The organism is Streptomyces sp. NPDC048295 (genome assembly GCF_040652135.1).
Taxonomy (GTDB): Bacteria; Actinomycetota; Actinomycetes; order Streptomycetales; family Streptomycetaceae; genus Streptomyces.
Genome location: NZ_JBEZLL010000022.1, coordinates 36291 through 54076 on the forward strand (window position 1 = coordinate 36291; position 17786 = coordinate 54076).

General features: G+C 71.2%; 16 protein-coding genes and 1 pseudogene. 9 read left to right on the forward strand and 8 right to left on the reverse strand.

Annotated elements, in window-relative coordinates; translation table 11 throughout:
- Positions 1 to 31 precede the first annotated feature (31 nt).
- Entirely contained in the window at positions 32 to 982 is a 951-nt protein-coding gene (locus AB0D53_RS28390; protein WP_362451669.1) for a LysR family transcriptional regulator, read from the forward strand.
- Between the two features lie 420 nt (positions 983 to 1402).
- Positions 1403 to 1609, forward strand: a complete 207-nt coding sequence (locus AB0D53_RS28395) for a DUF5988 family protein (protein ID WP_362451671.1) — start codon at positions 1403 to 1405, stop codon at positions 1607 to 1609.
- 264 nt (positions 1610 to 1873) lie between these two features.
- Here AB0D53_RS28395 and AB0D53_RS28400 read toward each other — a convergent pair whose 3' ends face one another.
- From AB0D53_RS28400 to AB0D53_RS28415, 4 genes are all read right to left on the reverse strand, one after another.
- On the reverse strand, positions 1874 to 2446 hold the full coding sequence (locus tag AB0D53_RS28400) for a DUF1772 domain-containing protein (protein WP_362451674.1): 573 nt from the start codon (positions 2444 to 2446) through the stop codon (positions 1874 to 1876).
- Positions 2447 to 2564: 118 nt separating this feature from the next.
- Positions 2565 to 3557 (reverse strand): AraC family transcriptional regulator, encoded by a 993-nt coding sequence (locus AB0D53_RS28405; protein ID WP_362451676.1) that lies wholly within the window; start codon positions 3555 to 3557, stop codon positions 2565 to 2567.
- A 91-nt stretch (positions 3558 to 3648) separates the two neighbouring features.
- The gene (locus AB0D53_RS28410) at positions 3649 to 4512 is read right to left on the reverse strand and encodes an NAD(P)H-binding protein (RefSeq protein WP_362451678.1); all 864 of its coding nucleotides are present in this window, start codon (positions 4510 to 4512) and stop codon (positions 3649 to 3651) included.
- Positions 4513 to 4600: 88 nt separating this feature from the next.
- Positions 4601 to 5206: a sigma-70 family RNA polymerase sigma factor gene (locus AB0D53_RS28415; protein WP_362451680.1), complete on the reverse strand. Its 606-nt coding sequence runs from the start codon at positions 5204 to 5206 to the stop codon at positions 4601 to 4603.
- Positions 5207 to 5286: 80 nt separating this feature from the next.
- Between AB0D53_RS28415 and AB0D53_RS28420 the strand changes: the two genes are divergently transcribed.
- Positions 5287 to 6120 carry an alpha/beta hydrolase gene (locus tag AB0D53_RS28420; protein WP_362451683.1) on the forward strand — a complete coding sequence of 278 codons (834 nt, stop codon included), beginning with the start codon at positions 5287 to 5289 and terminating at the stop codon, positions 6118 to 6120.
- 21 nt (positions 6121 to 6141) lie between these two features.
- On the opposite strand, the gene pip is transcribed toward AB0D53_RS28420, so the two are convergent.
- A complete protein-coding gene (pip, locus tag AB0D53_RS28425) occupies positions 6142 to 7101 on the reverse strand; it encodes a prolyl aminopeptidase (RefSeq protein ID WP_362451685.1) in 960 nt (319 codons plus the stop codon).
- Between the two features lie 117 nt (positions 7102 to 7218).
- On the opposite strand from pip, the pseudogene AB0D53_RS28430 reads away from it, so the two are divergent.
- From AB0D53_RS28430 to AB0D53_RS28450, 5 genes and pseudogenes are all read left to right on the forward strand, one after another.
- Positions 7219 to 7536, forward strand: a pseudogene (locus tag AB0D53_RS28430) (alpha/beta hydrolase); the annotation flags it as partial.
- A 111-nt stretch (positions 7537 to 7647) separates the two neighbouring features.
- A complete protein-coding gene (locus tag AB0D53_RS28435) occupies positions 7648 to 7923 on the forward strand; it encodes a hypothetical protein (protein ID WP_362451688.1) in 276 nt (91 codons plus the stop codon).
- A 213-nt stretch (positions 7924 to 8136) separates the two neighbouring features.
- Positions 8137 to 9771 (forward strand): ABC-F family ATP-binding cassette domain-containing protein, encoded by a 1635-nt coding sequence (locus AB0D53_RS28440; RefSeq protein ID WP_362451690.1) that lies wholly within the window; start codon positions 8137 to 8139, stop codon positions 9769 to 9771.
- An 83-nt stretch (positions 9772 to 9854) separates the two neighbouring features.
- Positions 9855 to 11576 (forward strand): ABC-F family ATP-binding cassette domain-containing protein, encoded by a 1722-nt coding sequence (locus AB0D53_RS28445; RefSeq protein ID WP_362451693.1) that lies wholly within the window; start codon positions 9855 to 9857, stop codon positions 11574 to 11576.
- A gap of 1 nt (position 11577) precedes the next feature.
- Positions 11578 to 12144, forward strand: coding sequence for a CGNR zinc finger domain-containing protein (locus tag AB0D53_RS28450; RefSeq protein WP_362451695.1), 567 nt, complete (start codon positions 11578 to 11580; stop codon positions 12142 to 12144).
- A gap of 286 nt (positions 12145 to 12430) precedes the next feature.
- On the opposite strand, the gene AB0D53_RS28455 is transcribed toward AB0D53_RS28450, so the two are convergent.
- On the reverse strand, positions 12431 to 14044 hold the full coding sequence (locus AB0D53_RS28455; RefSeq protein ID WP_362451697.1) for an acyl-CoA carboxylase subunit beta: 1614 nt from the start codon (positions 14042 to 14044) through the stop codon (positions 12431 to 12433).
- A 63-nt stretch (positions 14045 to 14107) separates the two neighbouring features.
- Positions 14108 to 15109, reverse strand: a complete 1002-nt coding sequence (locus AB0D53_RS28460) for an acyltransferase domain-containing protein (RefSeq protein WP_362451699.1) — start codon at positions 15107 to 15109, stop codon at positions 14108 to 14110.
- A gap of 379 nt (positions 15110 to 15488) precedes the next feature.
- Between AB0D53_RS28460 and AB0D53_RS28465 the strand changes: the two genes are divergently transcribed.
- The gene (locus AB0D53_RS28465; RefSeq protein ID WP_362451701.1) at positions 15489 to 16538 is read left to right on the forward strand and encodes a ketoacyl-ACP synthase III family protein; all 1050 of its coding nucleotides are present in this window, start codon (positions 15489 to 15491) and stop codon (positions 16536 to 16538) included.
- 141 nt (positions 16539 to 16679) lie between these two features.
- Here AB0D53_RS28465 and AB0D53_RS28470 read toward each other — a convergent pair whose 3' ends face one another.
- Complete coding sequence (locus tag AB0D53_RS28470) at positions 16680 to 17666, reverse strand: aldo/keto reductase (protein WP_362451704.1); 987 nt, start codon at positions 17664 to 17666, stop codon at positions 16680 to 16682.
- Positions 17667 to 17786 lie beyond the last annotated feature (120 nt).

Below are 17786 nucleotides of genomic sequence, written 5' to 3' on the forward strand. Positions count from 1 at the left end.
GCAACGTTCGGTCAGCCAGGCTTACCGATACATGTCCTACGTGATCCCGGAGACGTACGTGGACCAGCACGAACTCGAATGCTTTCTCGTACTCGCCGAGGAACTGCACTTCGGCCGCACCGCCACCCGCCTGCGCCTCTCCCGCGCCCGGGTGAGTCAGCTCGTCCAGAAGCTGGAGCGGCGCGTGGGAGCGCCCCTGTTCACGCGGACGAGCCGCAGAGTGGCGCTCACCGGTCTGGGCAGCCGCCTCCGTGAGGATCTCGAACCCCACTACCGCGGCATCGAGAACGCCCTGGCACGTGCCGTCGCGTCGGCACGCGCCATCGAGGGGATCCTGCACATCGGCTTCTCGACGCCCCTGGCCGGAGAGATGGTGATGAAGGCGACCGAGAAACTGCGCATCACTCATCCCGAACTCGCCGTCGAGCTGTGCGAAGTGCCGCTCTCCGATCCGTACGGAATGCTGCGGAGAGGCGATTTCGACCTCCAGCTGACGGATTACCCGGTGCACGAGGACGACTTGACCCGCGGACCGACGCTCCTCACCGAGGACAGGGTGCTGGCGGTGGCCGCCGGTCATCCCCTGGCCGGACGGAATACGGTGACACTCGATGACCTGGCCGGTGTGCCGTTGCTGACGATCGCGGGGGACATTCCGGAGTACTGGCTGGAGCACCGGTTGCCGAGGCGCACCCCCAGCGGCAGGCCGATCGAGCGGGGCCCGTCCGTCACCAACTTCCAGGAAGCACTGACGCTCGTCGCGGGCGGCAGCGGGGCTTTGCTGGCAGGGGCCCACGTCGTCCTGTACCACGGCCGACCCGGTATCTCCTACATCCCGGTGGAGGGGGACGAACCTCTCGGATACGGTCTGATGTGGCGGTCCGACGGCGGCAGCCGGGCGATAGAACTCTTCGGTCGCACGGCGCGCGAAATCGCACGGGACATGGCTCCGGCCGGTCCGAGGAGATCGGTGCCCGGCTGATCGTCCCGGGACGTCGGCCCAGGACGTTCATCGTACGGTCCTCCACCACCCGCTGGAGCGGCCGTGACACCTGCGACCGGTTCAGCGGATGGATCTCCACCCGCGTCCGACCGTCGGCGTTCCGGCGGCGGGCCCGGCGGTGGGCGGCGTCGCTGCGTTCCGGGTCGGCGTTGGACGGCGGCACTGCTCCTCCAGCCGCGCCCTCGGCGTACGGCGAGTGCCGACCGGGCCGTGCGGCCCGGTGATCCGCACAGCACGCACGGCTCCGCGGTGGCGAGGGTCTCCATCTCGTCCCCGGCCTCGTCGCCGGTCCCGCCCTCGTCCTCTCATGCACGCCGTCGGAGTGGGGAGCGGCGGGCAGCCGTGGACCCTTCGGCGCGTCACGAAGGAGCCGGCCCACTGCCCGGAGAAACTCTCGCCATGACCGACACACCGAAAGCAGTCCTCGAAGGCGGCCCCGACGATCTCCCCGACCGGATCGTCCCCCTCGCCGCCCCCGGGCCCGACATCAAGATTCCGTTCCGTGGCGGGTACGAACATTTCAGGGCCACATCACGCCACCAGGCGACGGCCGAGGGGAAGTTGCCGGTCTACGAATGGTGGGAGCGCACGGAGGTCCCCGGGTAGGCCGCCTCCCCTCGGGCGTCCTCCGCCGAGTCGCGGGGGCAGGAGGCGCCGGCACAGCTCGTCGATCGGCTCACCGGCGGAACCGGCGAGGACGTCGGGCACGACGAGGACGTCGGGCACGGTGAGGTCGTCCACGATCACGCCGTGCACGGCGAGGTACAGCAGGATGACATCGACCCGGTCGCCGGGCAGCGCGAGGCAGCTGCCGCGGTCCGCATCCCACGATCTGCCGCGGCACTTCGTCGGAGCACGACCACGGGTCGATCAGTTCGGGACCCGGACCCCTGCGCGGCCGTGGAGTTTCAGGCTGTGCGCCAGGCAGCCCAGGGCCGCGGTGCACAGCAGGGTGCGCATGATGTTGGTGGTTTCCCAGACCCCCTTGAACTTGTCGACGACCGAGAGGTCGCTCGCCTTCGCCGGATCGGCGATCGTGGCGAGCTCGTTGTTCAGGGGAATGTTGACGGTGAACGTGACCAGCAGTGCCACCACGTAGAGCGCGGAGGCGCCCCCCGCCCACAGGGCGACCGCACGGCTTCCCTTGCGGTACTCGATGACGGCAACGGCCACCGTCACGGCGAGTGCGCCCAGAAAGATCAGCGCGAACAGACCGCTGTCATCTATCACCTGGTTGAAGTTCCGCATCGCCTCCGCGTACAGCCGGTCGTCGGTACGGGCGAGGCCGGGCATGACGGACACGTCGAAGGCGAAGAACAGACCGGCCATCAGACCCACGGCGATGACGGACATCACCAGCAGAATGCCTGCGGCCCTGCCCGGACGGGGCGACGGCGCCTGCGGCATGTGCTGGGGATCGGCGGTCATCGGATCAGTGGTCATCGGAGCGTCCTCACTGTGGAATTCGGTCGTTCGCTCAGCACGCGAGCGCGGGTATGACGGGTGACCGCCCGGCCGCCCCTGCCGGGCGTGACGCGAGCGGACGGGACCGGACCGGAGCTCAGCCGCCCAGCACCACCGTCCGGGACGGTGTCGCCTGCGGCAGGACCATCGGCACGGCGCCGCCCTTCCGGTACTCCTGCGGGCTGACCCCCCGCACCCTCTTGAAGGCCGAACTCAGCGCGAACGCACTGCTGTAGCCGACCTGGTGCGCCACCGCGGCCACCGTGGCGTCCGGTTCGCGCAGCAGGTCGGCGGCCAGGGCGAGGCGCCAGTTGGCGAGGTACGTCATCGGCGGCTCACCGACGACCTCGGTGAAGCGGCGGGCGAGGCCCGCCCGGGAGACGCCCACCTTGCGGGCCAGCGAATCCACCGTCCACGCATGGGCCGGATCATCGTGCAGAAAGCGCAGTGCGGGCCCCACCCTGGGGTCGGACCGGGCGTGGTACCAGGCAGGCGCACCGGCGTCCGGATCCGCGAGCCAGGCGCGCAGCACATTGACGAAGAGCAGGTCGAGGAGGCGGTCGAGGACCAGTTCCTGTCCCGGCTCGTCGCGGCCGATCTCCTCGGCCAGGAGGGGTACGAGCGGGGTGTCGTCGAAAGCGGCGGGCAGCACCAGGAGGGTGGGCAGGGCGCCCAGCAGCCGGCGGCCGATCTCGCCGGGCGCCTGGTACGTACCGCTGAGCATGACGGACGAGCCCTGCCCGAGCGGGTCCCCCCAGGTCCGCACCCCCAGGGCCATGGTGTCGGTGACGTCCTCGCCGACGGTGGTACTGCAGCGCTGATCGGGCCCGACAGTGATCTGGACGGGGGTGTCCTGCGCGTCGGCGATCGTGTACGGGTCGGGGCCGCGCAGGACGGCGATGTCGCCGGGACCGATGAGGGCCGGCACACCGCCGTCGGGCATCACCCAGGCGCTGCCCTGGACCATGGTGGCCAGGGAGATCGGAGCACGGTCCTCGACGCGGAGCGACCAGGGCGGGTCGAAGACGGACTTGAGCAGAAAGGCGCCGCGCGCCTTCGGCCCGTCCAGGAGTCCGGTGAGCACGTCCATGTGGTGATCCCCATTCGGCTTGCGGGTGCGGCGCCGGGCCGAATGTCCGTACCGGGCTCCCTCAGATCTTGCCGGGTTCTGCCGGGCGTTGTCAGACGTTCCAGGCGCCCGCGGCGGCAGCATCCTTCGCGAAGGCAGAGAAGTCGCGCGGCTCGCGGCCGAGAACCTCCTTCACGCCGTTGACGACGCCGGCGTTGCGCCCGTCGAGGATCAGGGCGAACAGGTCGGCGAACTCGACAGGCAGCCCGTTCTCCCGCAGGCCCGCCCGGTAGTCGTCGAGGGTGACCGGGGTGTACGTGATCTCCCGGCCGGTGATCCGCGACAGTTCGGCGGCCACCTCACCGAAACTCAGCGACCGGGGCCCGGACAGCTCGTACGTCCTGCCGATGTGCCTGTCGTCGGTGAGGGCGGCGGTGACGACGTCGGCGATGTCTTCGACGTCCACGAACGGCTCCACCGCGTCGGCGGTCGGCAGCACGAGCTCACCGGCGAGAACGGGCTCCAGGAAGAAGCTCTCGCTGAAGTTCTGGTTGAACCAACTGGCCCGTACGACGGTCCAATCGGCCCCGGACTCCTTGAGCTTGTTCTCGCTGTTGACCGCGCCCTCTTCACCGCGCCCGGAGAGCAGTACCAGCCGGCGCGCGCCCTTCTTCACGGCGAGCTCGGAGAAGGCGCCGACGGCTTCCGCGGCTCCGGGGAACCCGAGGTCCGGGTAGTAGGTGACGTAGACGGCTCCGACGCCCTCCAGTGCCGCCTCCCAGGTGCTGGGGTCCTCCCACACGAAGGGCCGTTCGGCGTTGCGGGATCCCACGCGCACCGGCAGCCCCTGCGCGGTGAGCCGCTCCGCCACACGGCGTCCGGTCTTTCCGGTGCCGCCGATCACCAGAATCGGCTCCGAACCGGCCTGCTGAATGTTCTGCTGCGTGCTCTGCTGAATGTTCTGTTCGTTCGTCATGCCGATCAGTCAACGCCGCCCCGAAGAGACGAACCATAGCCACAACGCTCAATTCCATACGCGTGCGTCCAAGGCCAGATGTCGTCGGTCAGGCGTCGTCCCCGAGCCGGTCGCGCTGGATCCGGTGCGCGAGGGTGCGGCGCACGGAGGCCGATCCGGTGGTGGCGTTCGCCTTCGGGGGGACGTCGAGGGCGCGGCTGATCCTGTCGTACGCGTCCTGGTAGCTGCCGGGCATCGTCGCCCGGTGCAGCCTCAGGTCCTCTTCGACGAGGCGTCGCAGTTCGTCGACGTTCTCGGGGGTGAAGCGTTTCTTCCCACGGGCGACGGCGTCGACGCAGCGGGTGCAGCGGGCGGTGCCGTGGAGGGTCTCCGAGATCTCCTCGGCAAGGCCCCACAGCCGTCCTTCGAGCCACGGGGTGTCGTACTGGTCGAGGGAGAGCTCCATCGGGGGCGGCGGTCCGTCCGTCCGGTGCTTCGCCATGTGTTTGGAGACTGCGGGCTGACTCATGGACGCGAGCCGGCCGATCCTGTCCTGCGTCCAGCCCAGGCCGATGAGCAGCTTGATCATTTCGGCGCGCAGCTTCCGCATCTCCTCCCCCGCGCGGATGACTTCGTTCATGTCGGCGAGCATCTGCCCGGCCTGTTCCTCGGTCAGCTCCCCGGGGATCCGGTGCGCTCTCTCTTCGCCTGCCATGAGTCGGTTATATACCCCGGGCCCCGCATCGACCATAACCAGGTTGTAGAACCCGGTTATGGCTGGCAGGATCGATGCCCATGCCCACCTTCTTCGCACCTGACGGAACCCGGCTCGCCTACCGTGTGCACGGCGACGGCTTCGGCGACCCGGTCGTCTGCGTCCCCGGCGGACCTGCGGACTCCCGCTACCTCGGCGACCTGGGCGGCCTGTCGGCGCACCGCCGGCTGATCGTCCTGGATCTCCGCGGCACCGGGCGGTCCGCGATCCCCGAGGACACCTCCTCCTACCGCTGCGACCGTCTCGTCGCGGACGTCGAGGCCCTGCGCGCGCACCTCGGACTCGCCCGGATCGATCTGCTCGGCCACTCCGCCGGAGCGAACCTCGCGACGCAGTACGCGGCGCGTCACCCGGAGAACGTCGGCAGGCTCGCCCTGATCTCCCCCGGCACCCGGGCCCTCGGGGTCAGGGTCACCGGGGACATGCGACGGGAGCTCGCGCTGCTCCGCAGGAACGAGCCGTGGTTCCCGGCGGCGTTCGCCGCCCTGGAGGCGATCGCCGAGGGAACCGGTGGCGACTGGGAGGCCATCGATCCCTTCTTCTGCGGCCGTTGGGACGCCGCGGCGCAGCAGCACCGGGTGGCGAGCAGGCCGGACAACGAGGAGGCCGTCGCCCGCTTCGCGGCCGAAGGCGCCTTCACCCCGGATGCCACCCGTGCGGCGCTCGCCGGCTTCGGGTCCCCCGTCCTGCTGCTCGCCGGAGAGTTCGATGTGAACAGCCCTCCCCGGTCGGTGGCCGAGGCGGCCGAACTGTTCCCCGAGGCCGTACTCGTCGTCCAGCCAGGAGCGGGTCACTGCCCCTGGCTGGACGACGCGGACCCGTTCGTGGCAACCGTTACGGCGTTCCTGGGGTGAAACCCGTGCGGCTGCTGCCGACTACTGCTGCGCGAAGCGCTCGAACGCCGCGTACAGAGCCGCACTCATGGCGGCGCTGCCTTTGTGTCCCGAGTCCTCGATGACCACGAGTTCCGCGCCGGGCCAGGCATGAGCGAGCTCCCAGGCCGTGTCGAGCGGTCCACTGATGTCGAGGCGGCCGTGGATCAGGACGCCGGGAATGCCCGCCAGGCGCCCCGCGTCGCGGATCAGCTGCCCCTCCTCCAGCCAGGCACCGTGGGAGAAGTAGTGCGAGCAGATCCGTACCAGCCCCAGCATGGCCCGGGGCGGCCTGCTGCCGTACGGGTTGGGGGAGCCGTTCGGCTCCGCCGAGAGGACCGCGTCCTCCCAGGCGCACCAGTCGGTCGCGGCCTTGGCCCGTACGTCCGGGTCGGGGTGCGCCATACGGCGCGCGTACGCTCCGAGAAGGTCGCCGTCCCGGTCGGCCTCGGGGACGCCTTCCCGGAACCGCTGCCAGGCCTCCGGGAAGAAGCGGCCCGCGCCCCGGTAGAGCCAGTCGATCTCGGAGCGGCGCGTGCTGGTGACCGCGGCGAGCACGATCTCGGACACCCGCTCCGGGTACCGCTCGGCGTATGCGAGGCTGAGCGTGGAGCCCCAGGAGCCGCCGAAGAGCAACCACCGGTCGACGCCGAGGTGTTCGCGCAGCCGCTCCATGTCGGCGATCAGATGCTCGGTGGTGTTGAGCTCCATGTCGGTGCCGGGGTCGGCGGCATGGGGTGTGCTCCGGCCGCATCCGCGCTGGTCGAAGAGGATGATCCGGTAGCGCTCCGGGTCGAAGGACTTGCGCGGGCCCGTCGAGCAGCCCGAACCGGGGCCGCCGTGGACCACGAGGGCGGGCTTCCCGTCGGGGTTTCCGCACGTCTCCCAGTAGATGAGGTTTCCGTCGCCGGTGTCGAGCATGCCGTGGTCGTAGGGATCGATCGGCGGGTACGGGGCTGTCATGTCCGGTTCTCCTCCATCGGGTTCGCCGCAGGCACAAGCCGAACACGATACGCACGAATCACCGACGCCACCTGTTTGATCGGTGACGAATCGCATGGGACATGCCGTGCCCGTTGTACGGCCGCATCCTTCGAGAACCCCGACTACGCCGACATCATGATCCACAACTACCGCTGGCGGCTGAGCCTCGCCGACGGCGAGCGCCGTTACGACCACTTCGAGGAGCGCCTCGCCGCACGGCCGGTCATCGAGGTGCCCACCATCACCCTCGACGCCGAGCTCGACCCCTTCACCGCACCGGGCGGCGGATCGTCGTACCGCGACAGGTTCACGGGCGCGTACGAGCACCGCACGCCGAGGGGCATCGGCCACAACCTGCCGCAGGAGGCACCCGCCGCCTTCGCCCTGGCCGTCGCCGACGTGGACCGCTTCTGAGCCACCGAGTGCGTCACCGGCTTGACAGGTGACGCAGCTGCTGTGACACTCGTATCAGCCGAGTGCCATGGCGTGATGCGCGAGCGACAACCGATCGAGCGGAGGCCGGCCATGAACACCAAGACCGCTGTCAACACCAGGACAGCCGTGAACACCGAGGCCACCGAGAACGCCGCGATCACGGAGAGCACCTTGCGTACCGAGGACACGGAGGACAGTGCCGCCGCAGCACGGCACGAGCGGTTCGGGAAGCTGCCCGAGCGCGTCCCCTACCAGGACATGGTCGAGGTGAGGCCCGCTTCCCCGAGGGAGCCCGGGAGGGATGGGTACGACCCGGAGGGCTCGTGGATGTCCTTCTCCTGCCTGGCCGCCGATCTCGGCCTGTAGGACCCGGGAACCTGCTAGGCTGACAAGCGCTTTGATCATGTAGTGAGGAGACCAGACATGGTGGGTGACGACGACATCTCGGGGTGATACCCCGACCTGTCAGGCCACCGGCCGATGCCCAGGAGCATCGCCGTCGTGGCCGTTCAGTCGAACCCTTCTTCCATGTCCCGGGCACCAGTCTCTGCCTGCCCGTATCTCCTTCGAGGTCTCTTCATGTCCGACGCCTCCGTCGTCTGCTCCAACCTGTCCTTCGCCTGGCCCGACGACACCCCTGTCTTCGAGGACCTGTCCTTCACCCTGAGCAGCGGCCGTACGGGCCTGGTCGCGCCCAACGGCTCCGGCAAGAGCACCCTGCTCAAGCTCATCGCAGGTGAGCTGCGGCCCGGCGCCGGGTCCGTCTCCGTGGGCGGCACGCTCGGCCACCTCCCGCAGACCCTCCCCCTGACCGGCGACCTCACGGTCGCCGAGGTCCTGGGCGTCGCCGCGATCATCCGGGCCCTGGACGCCGTGGAGTCCGGGGACGTGAGCGAGGAACACTTCACGGCCATCGGCGACGACTGGGACATCGAGGAACGCACCCGCGCCCAGCTGGACCGGCTCGGTCTCGCCGATCTCCCCCTCGACCAGAGCCTGAGCACACTCAGCGGCGGCCAGGTCGTCTCGCTCGGCCTGGCGGCCCAGCTGCTGAAGCGGCCCGACGTACTGCTGCTCGACGAGCCGACGAACAACCTCGACCTCGACGCCCGCCACAAGCTCTACGACGTACTGGAGGAGTTCGGCGGCTGCCTCCTGCTGGTCAGCCACGACCGGGCGCTGCTCGACCGCATGGAGCGCATCGCCGAACTCGAACGCGGCGAACTGCGCTTTCACGGCGGCAACTTCAGCGAGTACGAGGAGGCCGTGCGGGCCGAGCAGGAAGTCGCCGAGAAGAACATCCGCAACGCCGAGCAGGAGCTGAAGCGGGAGAAGCGGGAGATGCAGCAGGCCCGCGAACGCGCCGAGCGCCGAGCGAGCAATGCCGCCCGCAATCTGAAGAGCGCGGGCCTGCCCCGTATCTTCGCCGGGAACATGAAGCGGGGCGCCCAGGAATCCGCGGGCCGGTCGGGGCAGCTGCACGCGTCCCGGGTCAGCGAGGCCAGGACCCGGCTGGACGAGGCGGGGCGCGCCCTGCGCGACGAGCAGCGCATCGCACTGGATCTGCCGGACACCGATGTGCCCGCCGGGCGCACCCTCGTACTCGGCGAGCACATGCAGGTCCACCACGCCGGACGGGCCGTGTTCGCCCAACCGGGTGTCGACCTGACCGTGCGGGGCCCCGAACGCATCGCGCTGACCGGCCCCAACGGCTCCGGCAAGACCACACTGCTGCGGCTGCTCAACGGCGGACTCGGCCTGGACGGCGGGCAGATCAAGCGGGCGGACGGCCGGATCGCTTACCTCTCGCAGCGGCTGGACCTGCTGGACCCGGACCGTACCGTCGCGGAGAACTTCACCGCTTTCGCGCCGCACCGCCCGGAGGCGGAGCGGATGAACCTGCTCGCCCGCTTCCTGTTCCGGGGTCCCCGGGCTCATCTGCCCGTCGGGGTGCTGTCCGGCGGCGAGCGGCTCCGCGCCACCCTGGCCTGTGTCCTGTGCGCCGAACCGGCTCCGCAGCTGCTGCTCCTGGACGAGCCGACGAACAACCTCGACCTGGTGAGCGCGGGCCAGTTGGAGAGCGCGCTGGGCTCGTACCGGGGAGCGTTCGTGGTGGTCAGCCACGACGAGCCCTTCCTGGCCCGGATCGGCGTGGCCCGGTGGCTGCGGCTGGCCGGCGGTGAGCTGACGGAGACGGGTGCGCCCGAGGTGTGAACCGCCGACGTGCCGACCGGGCCCGCGCCCGAGGTGGGTCACCACCCGGCGGGCCGAACACCGAACACATCAGGTGGACCACCATGTCTCGACCGGCCCTGCTTGCTCATGACGTCGTCCGGACCCTGGGGACCGAGCGAGTCCTCGACGGCGTCTCCCTCACTGCCTCCCCCGGCCACCGCATCGGGCTGATCGGGGAGAACGGCGTCGGCAAGTCGACGCTGCTGCGTCTGCTCGCCGGAGTGGACGAACCCGATGCCGGAACCATCACGCGCCCGGCCGACCTGGGCTTCCTGCACCAGGAAATGCCGTTCGACGACGCGTCGACGATCGCCGACGTGCTGGACGAAGCCCTGCGCGAGGCCCGCGACGACCTGGCCGAGCTCGAACGTCTCACCGAGCGGCTCGCCCACGTCCCGCAGGACTCCCCCGGGTACGCCGAGCTGCTCGACGCGTACGGACGGCAGCTCGAACAGGCCCAGGAGCGGGAGGTCTGGGACGCGGACCGGCGTGCCGCGATCGTGCTCGACGGGCTCGGTCTCGGCGCGTTCCGGCACGACCGGGCGCTCGGCTCCCTCTCCGGCGGGCAGCGCGGCCGTCTGGCGCTGGCCGCTCTGCTGGTCCGGCGCCCTTCGGCACTGCTGCTGGACGAGCCGACCAACCATCTCGACGACGGTGCCGCCGCCTTCCTGGAGGAGCAGGTGCGCGGGCTGCCCGGGGTCGTCGTGGTGGCCAGCCACGACCGGGCGTTCCTCGACGCCGTCTGCACGGATCTGATCGACCTCGATCCGGCCGTGGACGGCCCGGTCCGCTACGGCGGCAACTACAGCGCCTACCTGGCCGAGAAGCGCGCCGAGCGGGAACGCTGGGAGCGGCGGTACGCCGAGGAGCAGGAGGAGCTGGCGGCGCTGCGCCACTCGGCCGGTGTGACCGCGCACCGAGTGGCGCCCGACCGGGAGCGGCGCGACAACGAGAAGATGGGATACGGCCACCGGGGCGGCCGGGTGCAGAGCCAGATCTCCCGGCGGGTGCGCAACGCCACCCGCAGGCTGGACGGGCTGGAGCGCAGCCAGGTCGGTGAGCCGCCGCAGCCGCTGCGCTTCCACGGGACCGCGCTCGCCGTGACCGTCCCGGCCGCCGAGGGGTCGGTGGACGACTCCCTGGTCCGCCTCCGCGATGTGCGGGTGCCGGGCCGGCTGGCCGTCGGGCGCCTGGACGTACCGGCGACCGATCGTCTGCTCGTCACGGGAGGCAACGGCGCGGGCAAGTCGACGCTGCTGTCCGTGCTCGCCGGGCGGCTCGCGGCCGAGGGCGAGGTGAGGCGGCGGCAGGGACTGACGGTGGGTCTGCTGGCCCAGGACACCGTGTTCGGCAGGCCCGACCTGACCGGGCGTGAGACCTACGAGCGTGCGCTGGGCGCCGAGCGGGCGGAAACGGTCCCGCTGGGCTCGCTGGGTCTGCTGCACGAGGCGGATCTGGACAGGCCGGTCGGCCGGCTGTCGGTCGGTCAGCGCCGCCGGCTCGCACTGGCGCTCCTGGTGGCGCGTCCGCCGGAGCTGCTTCTGCTCGACGAACCCACGAACCATTTGTCCCCGCGGCTGTGCGACGAGCTGGAGGCCGCTCTGGGCACCGGGCCCGGGGCGATCGTCCTGGCCAGCCACGACCGCTGGCTGCGCGGACGATGGCAGGGCCGTGAGATCCGGCTGCGCTCCGGCCGGGAACACGGGGACGGCAGCACGGAGACGGCCACCTGGCCGGCAGGTGACGAGCCTTGCCGACACGATAGTCACCTGCCAGAATGGTGATGTGAATCTGGACCATGTCTTCGTCTGCGGAAGCCCGGCGCTCGACTTCGCCGCGACACTCCGGGCCCGGCGCTCGGTGCGGTTCGAGATGTTCGTGACACCGGAGCGACTGCGGGCGTGGTACCTGGAGTCCGGCATCGTCGACGCGGTCTCCCCCGGCGACCGGACCGACGTCGACCGCGCGAAGGCCGTGCGGGAGGCCGTCTACCAGCTGGTCACGGCCCGTCGGCTCGGTGAGGAGTACACCGACGAGGCACTGGACGTGCTGAACGGTGCGGCGCGCAGACCGCCCGCCGCACCGCGGCTCACCGCCTCGGGACGGTGGACGCAAGCGACGCCGGACGAAGCCCTGTCCACCGTGGCGCGCCTCGCGGTCGAGCTCCTGAGCGGGCCTGACGTACCCCTGCTCAAGGAGTGCGGCAATCCCGAGTGCACCCGTGTCTACATCGACCGCTCACGGGGCACGCGGCGGCAGTGGTGCGGCATGGAGTCCTGCGGCAACAAGATCAAGGCCGCCGCCTACCGTGCGCGCAAGAAGAGCGCACACGCCGCCGCCCCCGCGCAGTAACGGCCGCTCCGGTTCCCCCGGGAGGGCTCGGCCGGGGAGAGTGGTGGGCGCCGCCGCACGGGCCTCGGCCACCGGTGGGGAGCCGGCAGTGGGCGGCTTCCGGGCCGGGTACCGCCCATCGGCCGCCGCTGCTCCGCACCACCGGTGTGAGTGACACCCGGGCAACGGTATCGACCTGCTTTCGACAGGGGCGGGAACAGCCGTGCCGGACCCGGAGACCAACAGTCCTCCTGCGGCGCTGCGAAGAGGACGACGAGGCGGGCCGTCACGATCAGGGGCTACGGCCTCACAGCGGCGGGTTGCCATGCTTGCGGGGTGCCGGCTCCGCGTGCTTCGTGCGGAGCATGGCGAGCGCGGACACGAGCGTCTGCCGGGTGGCGGCGGGGTCGATGACATCGTCCACCAGCCCGCGTTCCGCCGCGTAGTAGGGGTGCATGAGTTCCGTCCGGTACTCCTTGACCAGCCGGGCGCGCGTCGCCTCGGGGTCCGCAGACTCGGCGATCCGACGCCGGAAGATGACGTTGGCGGCACCCTCGGCCCCCATCACGGCGATCTCGTTGGTGGGCCAGGCGAAGGTCAGGTCCGCGCCGATGGACTGGGAGTTCATGACGATGTAGGCACCGCCGTACGCCTTGCGCAGGATCACTGAGATCCTGGGCACGGTGGCATCGCAGTAGGCGTACAGCAGTTTGGCCCCGTGCCGGATGATCCCGCCGTGCTCCTGACCCACACCGGGCAGAAAGCCGGGTACGTCCAGCAGGGTGACCAGCGGAATGCTGAACGCGTCGCACGTCTGGACGAAGCGGGCCGCCTTCTCGGACGCTGTGATGTCCAGGACGCCGGCCAGCGCCATGGGCTGGTTCGCCACGATGCCGACGACCTCGCCGGCCAGCCGGGCCAGGACGCAGAGCACGTTGGGGGCCCACCGCTCATGCACCTCCAGCAGCTCGCCGTCGTCGACCAGCTCGGAGATCACCTCACGCATGTCGTACGGCCGGCTCCCCTCCGCCGGCACCAGGTCCAGCAGCGCCGGTGACCGTCGGTCGGCTGGGTCGTCGGTGACGGCCCGGGGCGGTCGCTCATGGTTGTTCAGCGGCAGCAGGCTCAGCAGGTAGCGGACCTCGGTGAGGCAGGACTCCTCGTCGTCGTAGGCGAAGTGACAGACTCCGGAGGTCTCCGCGTGCACGTCGGCGCCGCCCAGGCCGTTCTGGGTGATCCGCTCGCCGGTGACCGCCTGCACGACGTCCGGGCCGGTGATGAACATCTGCGAGGTTCCGCGCACCATGAACACGAAGTCGGTCAGCGCGGGGCTGTAGGCCGCGCCGCCGGCACACGGGCCCAATATCACGCTGATCTGCGGAATCACGCCCGAGGCCCGGGTGTTGCGACGGAAGATGCCGCCGTACCCGGCGAGCGCGGAGACACCTTCCTGGATGCGGGCGCCGGCCCCGTCGTTCAGCGACACCAGGGGCGCGCCGGCCGCGAGCGCCATGTCCATGATCTTGTGGATCTTCGCCGCGTGCGCCTCGCCGAGTGAGCCGCCGAAGATCCGGAAGTCATGGGCGTAGACGAAGACGGTCCGGCCTTCCACCTCACCCCAGCCGGTGATGACCCCGTCCGTGCAGGGCCGCTTCAGCTCCAGGCCGAAACCGGTGGCCCGGTGCCGGCGGAACGGCTCCACCTCGTGGAAGGTCCCCGGATCCAGCAGCAAGTCGATCCGCTCACGGGCGGTCAGCTTCCCCCGCGCGTGCTGGGCCGCGGTGGCCTTCTCGTCCGGACCTGCCTGCACCTGCGCGCGCAGCGCGCCGAGCTCGGCGACCCGCTGCCGCACACCGGACACGGGCGGCGTCGCGGGCGCCGGGGCGGCGGCAGCCGGGGCCGGGGTATCCATGGTCGTCATCGCAGCCTCTCGGTATGGGGCACCGGACGGGACCGGCCCCGGTCGGACTGACACGCGGGCCGGTCAGGCGCCGGCCGGGACGAGGACGGACCGCGCGGCAGCCAGACAGTCGCGAGCCTCCGCCTGATCGGCCGGACCGGCCGGAAGCAGCGGGAGCACCCGGCTGCGTCCGGCCAGCACCGCCGGATGCCGCCTGGCGATGGCGGTCAGTGCCCGGCCGGGCCCGCACTCCACGAGTTGCCGGCCCGGGCCGCGCAGCAGATGGTCCAGAGCGGGCCAGAACCGGACGGGCGCGGTCGGATGGGAGGACCACCAGGCGGGGTCGGCGGCCTGATCGGCGGTGAGCGGGGCGGCGGTGTAGCCGGAGATCAGCGGGAAGGCGGGCGGCTGCGCCCGCACCGTGGCGAAGGCCGGCTCCGCGCGGGCGGCGAGCGGCGCGAGCACCGGGCTGTGGAACGGCGTGGAGCCCGGCACACTCCGGCATACCATGCCCTGCTCCCGCAACAGGCCGGTGATCTCGCCCAGTTGTGGTTCCGGGCCGGCCAGCACGGTCTGGCGGGGCGCGTTGTGTGCGCCCACCACCACATCGCCGCGCAGGTAGGGCGTCAGCGCGCCGGGGGCCGCGGCCACCGCGACCATCCCGCCGGCCGGCCCTTCGGCGAGCCGGGTCACCCGGTCCCACATCAGTCGGGCGGCATCGGCCACGGCGAACACCCCGGCCAGGACCGCCCCGGCCATCTCGCCGACGCTGTGGCCGAGCAGCGCGGCCGGGCGCACCCCCCACGACTCGACGGTCCGGCCGAGGGCGTAGTTGATCGTGAACAGCAGGATCTGGGACCGGGTGACATGGTCCACCGGTACCCGGGGGCGTTCCCCGAGCCAGTCGTCGCGCACCCGGCCGCCGTCCGCGCCGAGTGCGGCGAACACCTCGTCCGCCGCGCCGGTGAAGATCTCGTCGTAACCGTACAGACCGGTGGCCATGCCCGGGTGCTGGGCCCCCTGGCCAGGCAGCAGCAGCGCCACGGGAAGCAGCTCCGGTCGGGCGGACGGCACTGAGCGCGACATGGTTCCTCCTCTCGGCACACCGCCCCGAGCGGTCCGCCGCGGCCGATCCTCGCAGGGGCCGCTACAGATTCACTCGACCGTTGATCCAGGTTCTTTCGTTCGGACCAGTGCGGACCGGGGAGCGGTGTCCGGTGCGCGTTCGCAGAGGAGGAGGGAATCGGAGGGGTTCTCCCCCGCTCGGCCGAGCGGAGCCGGAAGCTCGGGGAAGGAGCTCCGGCGACCGGCGGCGACGAGGCGAGCGCGCGGTCCGGACCGCGCGGGCCCGGCATGATCCGGACGAGAGGCCCTGAGGTCTCCAGCCGTCCTCGATCCACGGTCGAGAAGCGGGCCGGACGATCTGAGCGGCGCCCGTGGGTCCGGGCCCGGAGAGGAAGCGTCCATGAGGTGCGATCAGCTGTACATCGCCGGTCTCGGCAGCTGGCTGCCACCCGCGCTGCCGGTGGCCGAGGCGGTGGCTCGGGGAGAGTGGGCGGCGGCCGCGGCCGCGAAGAGCGGCATGCGGTCCGTGACGGTCTGCGCGGACGACACCGAGGTGCCCGCCGAGATGGCCGTGCGGGCCGCCGGACGCGCGCTGGAGCGGGCCGGAACGGACGGCTCGGAGGTGGATCTGCTGCTGCACGCGAGCCTGTACGACCAGGGCAACGCCCTGTGGGGCACGGCCTCCTACGTGCAGCGGCGGGTACTGCCCGGCGGCTGTCCGGCGCTGGAGGTGCGCCAGGTGTCGAACGGGGGCATGGCGGCGCTCTTCCTGGCATCCACCATGCTGTCGCCCGGGACAGGGCCTGGGCCGGGGTGCGGGCAGGTACTGGTCACCACGGCCGACCGGTTCTGCCCGCCGGGCTTCGACCGCTGGCACAGCGACCCGGGCACCGTCTACGCCGACGGCGGCACTTCGATGCTGCTGTCGGCGCGGGAGGGCTTCGCCCGGGTGCGTTCGCTGGTGCTGGTATCGGATCCGGCGCTGGAGGGGATGCACCGCGCCGGCGATCCCTTCGGGGTGGCACGGACCGCTCCGCCGGGCGTGCTCGATCTGGAAGGGCACAAGAAAAGGTACGTCGACCGGGCCGGGATGTCGTTCAGCGTGGCCCGGGTGGCAGCCGGGCAGCGCGACGCCGTGAAGGAGGCGCTGGCGGACGCCGGGGTGAGCACCGCCGAGATCTCCCGGTGGGTGCTGCCGCACTTCGGGCGCCGTCGCCTGGAGACCAACTGCCTGCGCCCGCTGGGCATCGACGCCGAGCGCACCGCCTGGGAGTTCAGCAGCCGGGTGGGGCATCTGGGTGCCGGGGACCAGATCGCCGCTCTGGAGCACCTGGTGGTCTCCGGCGCGCTCCGGGCCGGGGAGCGGTGCGTACTGATGGGTGTGGGAGCCGGCTTCACCTGGTCGTGCGCGGTGGTCGAGGTGACGCGGGCGCCGGGGTGGACGGCATGACGCCGCGCTGAGGCGGCCACTCCGGCCACTCACCATGAACGCAGGAGGCGGGGCACACACCGGGTGCGTGCCCCGCCTCCTGCGGTCCGGACGGGTGTCAGCCGATGAACCTCGGCCTGATTACCGCTGGTTGAGTGGACGTCAGCTCTGGTCGATGGTCCGCATGAATTGCGCGGGGTAGCGCAGCCCGGCGGTGGCGCCGACCGGGAAGGCGTCGGAGAGCCGGCCGACCTCCTCGTCCGTCAGACGGACCTCGGCGGCCGCGGCGTTCTGCTCCAGGTGTGCGATGCGCCGGGTTCCGGGAATCGGCACCACGTCACCGCCCTGTGCCAGCACCCAGGCCAGCGCGAGCTGGGTGAGGCTGATCCCCTTGCTCTCGGCCAGCTCCTCGACCATGCGCACCAGGTTGCGGTTGTGGTCGAAGTTCTCGCCCTGGAACCGCGGGTGGTTACGGCGCTGGTCGTCCTCGGCCAGGTCGTCGGCGCTGTCGAGGGCTCCGGTGAGGAAGCCGCGACCGAGCGGGCTGTAGGCCACGAAGCCGGTGCCCAGCTCTCGGCAGGTAGGCAGGATCTCCTCCTCCACGTGCCGTTCCCACAGCGAGTACTCGGTCTGGAGGGCCGAGATCGGGTGCACCGCGTGCGCCCGCCGCAGGGTGCGTGCGGAGACCTCGCAGAGTCCGATGTGCCGCACCTTGCCCTCGGCTACGAGTTCACCGAGGGCGCCGACGGTCTCCTCGATGTCGACCTTCGGGTCCAGCCGGGACAGGTAGTAGAGGTCGATGTGGTCCAGGCCCATGCGCTGCAGGGAGGCCTCGCAGGCCTCGCGGACGTACGCGGGGCTGCCGTCGATGTAGGGCGGGCCGCCGGCCGGGCGCCGCATCCCGAACTTGGTGGCGACCACGGCCTCGTCCCGGCGGCCGGAAAGGGCCTGGGCGACGATCTTCTCGGCGGTGCCCGGCCCGTAGAAGTCGGCCGTGTCGATCAAGGTGACGCCGAGGTCCAGCGCTCGGCGGACGGTGGCAACGGCCTCGTCGGTGTCCGCCGCCCCGTACGCGCCCGCCATGCCCATGCAGCCGAGGCCGAGGGCCGAGGTCGCCAGGCCGGCCGAACCGAGTTTCCTGTTCTCCATGAATGCCTTTCCATAGCCCGCCCGTTGGGCGGTGCGAGGGGGAACCGACGCCGGATGCGCGTCGCGAGAACCACGGGGCCGAGCCCGCGCTGTTCGAAATGTAGCCGACTAAGTAATGGC

Excerpts from the sequence above, each read along its gene's own strand:
- AB0D53_RS28445 (WP_362451693.1), top strand. The coding sequence starts at position 9,855 with ATGTCTCGACCGGCCCTGCTTGCTCATGACGTCGTCCGGACCCTGGGG.
- AB0D53_RS28405 (WP_362451676.1), bottom strand. The coding sequence starts at position 3,557 with ATGGACGTGCTCACCGGACTCCTGGACGGGCCGAAGGCGCGCGGCGCC.
- AB0D53_RS28395 (WP_362451671.1), top strand. The coding sequence starts at position 1,403 with ATGACCGACACACCGAAAGCAGTCCTCGAAGGCGGCCCCGACGATCTC.
- AB0D53_RS28460 (WP_362451699.1), bottom strand. The coding sequence starts at position 15,109 with ATGTCGCGCTCAGTGCCGTCCGCCCGACCGGAGCTGCTTCCCGTGGCG.
- pip (WP_362451685.1), bottom strand. The coding sequence starts at position 7,101 with ATGACAGCCCCGTACCCGCCGATCGATCCCTACGACCACGGCATGCTC.
- AB0D53_RS28440 (WP_362451690.1), top strand. The coding sequence starts at position 8,137 with ATGTCCGACGCCTCCGTCGTCTGCTCCAACCTGTCCTTCGCCTGGCCC.
- AB0D53_RS28415 (WP_362451680.1), bottom strand. The coding sequence starts at position 5,206 with ATGGCAGGCGAAGAGAGAGCGCACCGGATCCCCGGGGAGCTGACCGAG.
- AB0D53_RS28410 (WP_362451678.1), bottom strand. The coding sequence starts at position 4,512 with ATGACGAACGAACAGAACATTCAGCAGAGCACGCAGCAGAACATTCAG.
- AB0D53_RS28465 (WP_362451701.1), top strand. The coding sequence starts at position 15,489 with ATGAGGTGCGATCAGCTGTACATCGCCGGTCTCGGCAGCTGGCTGCCA.
- AB0D53_RS28400 (WP_362451674.1), bottom strand. The coding sequence starts at position 2,446 with ATGACCACTGATCCGATGACCGCCGATCCCCAGCACATGCCGCAGGCG.
- AB0D53_RS28420 (WP_362451683.1), top strand. The coding sequence starts at position 5,287 with ATGCCCACCTTCTTCGCACCTGACGGAACCCGGCTCGCCTACCGTGTG.
- AB0D53_RS28435 (WP_362451688.1), top strand. The coding sequence starts at position 7,648 with ATGAACACCAAGACCGCTGTCAACACCAGGACAGCCGTGAACACCGAG.
- AB0D53_RS28455 (WP_362451697.1), bottom strand. The coding sequence starts at position 14,044 with ATGACGACCATGGATACCCCGGCCCCGGCTGCCGCCGCCCCGGCGCCC.
- AB0D53_RS28390 (WP_362451669.1), top strand. The coding sequence starts at position 32 with ATGTCCTACGTGATCCCGGAGACGTACGTGGACCAGCACGAACTCGAA.
- AB0D53_RS28470 (WP_362451704.1), bottom strand. The coding sequence starts at position 17,666 with ATGGAGAACAGGAAACTCGGTTCGGCCGGCCTGGCGACCTCGGCCCTC.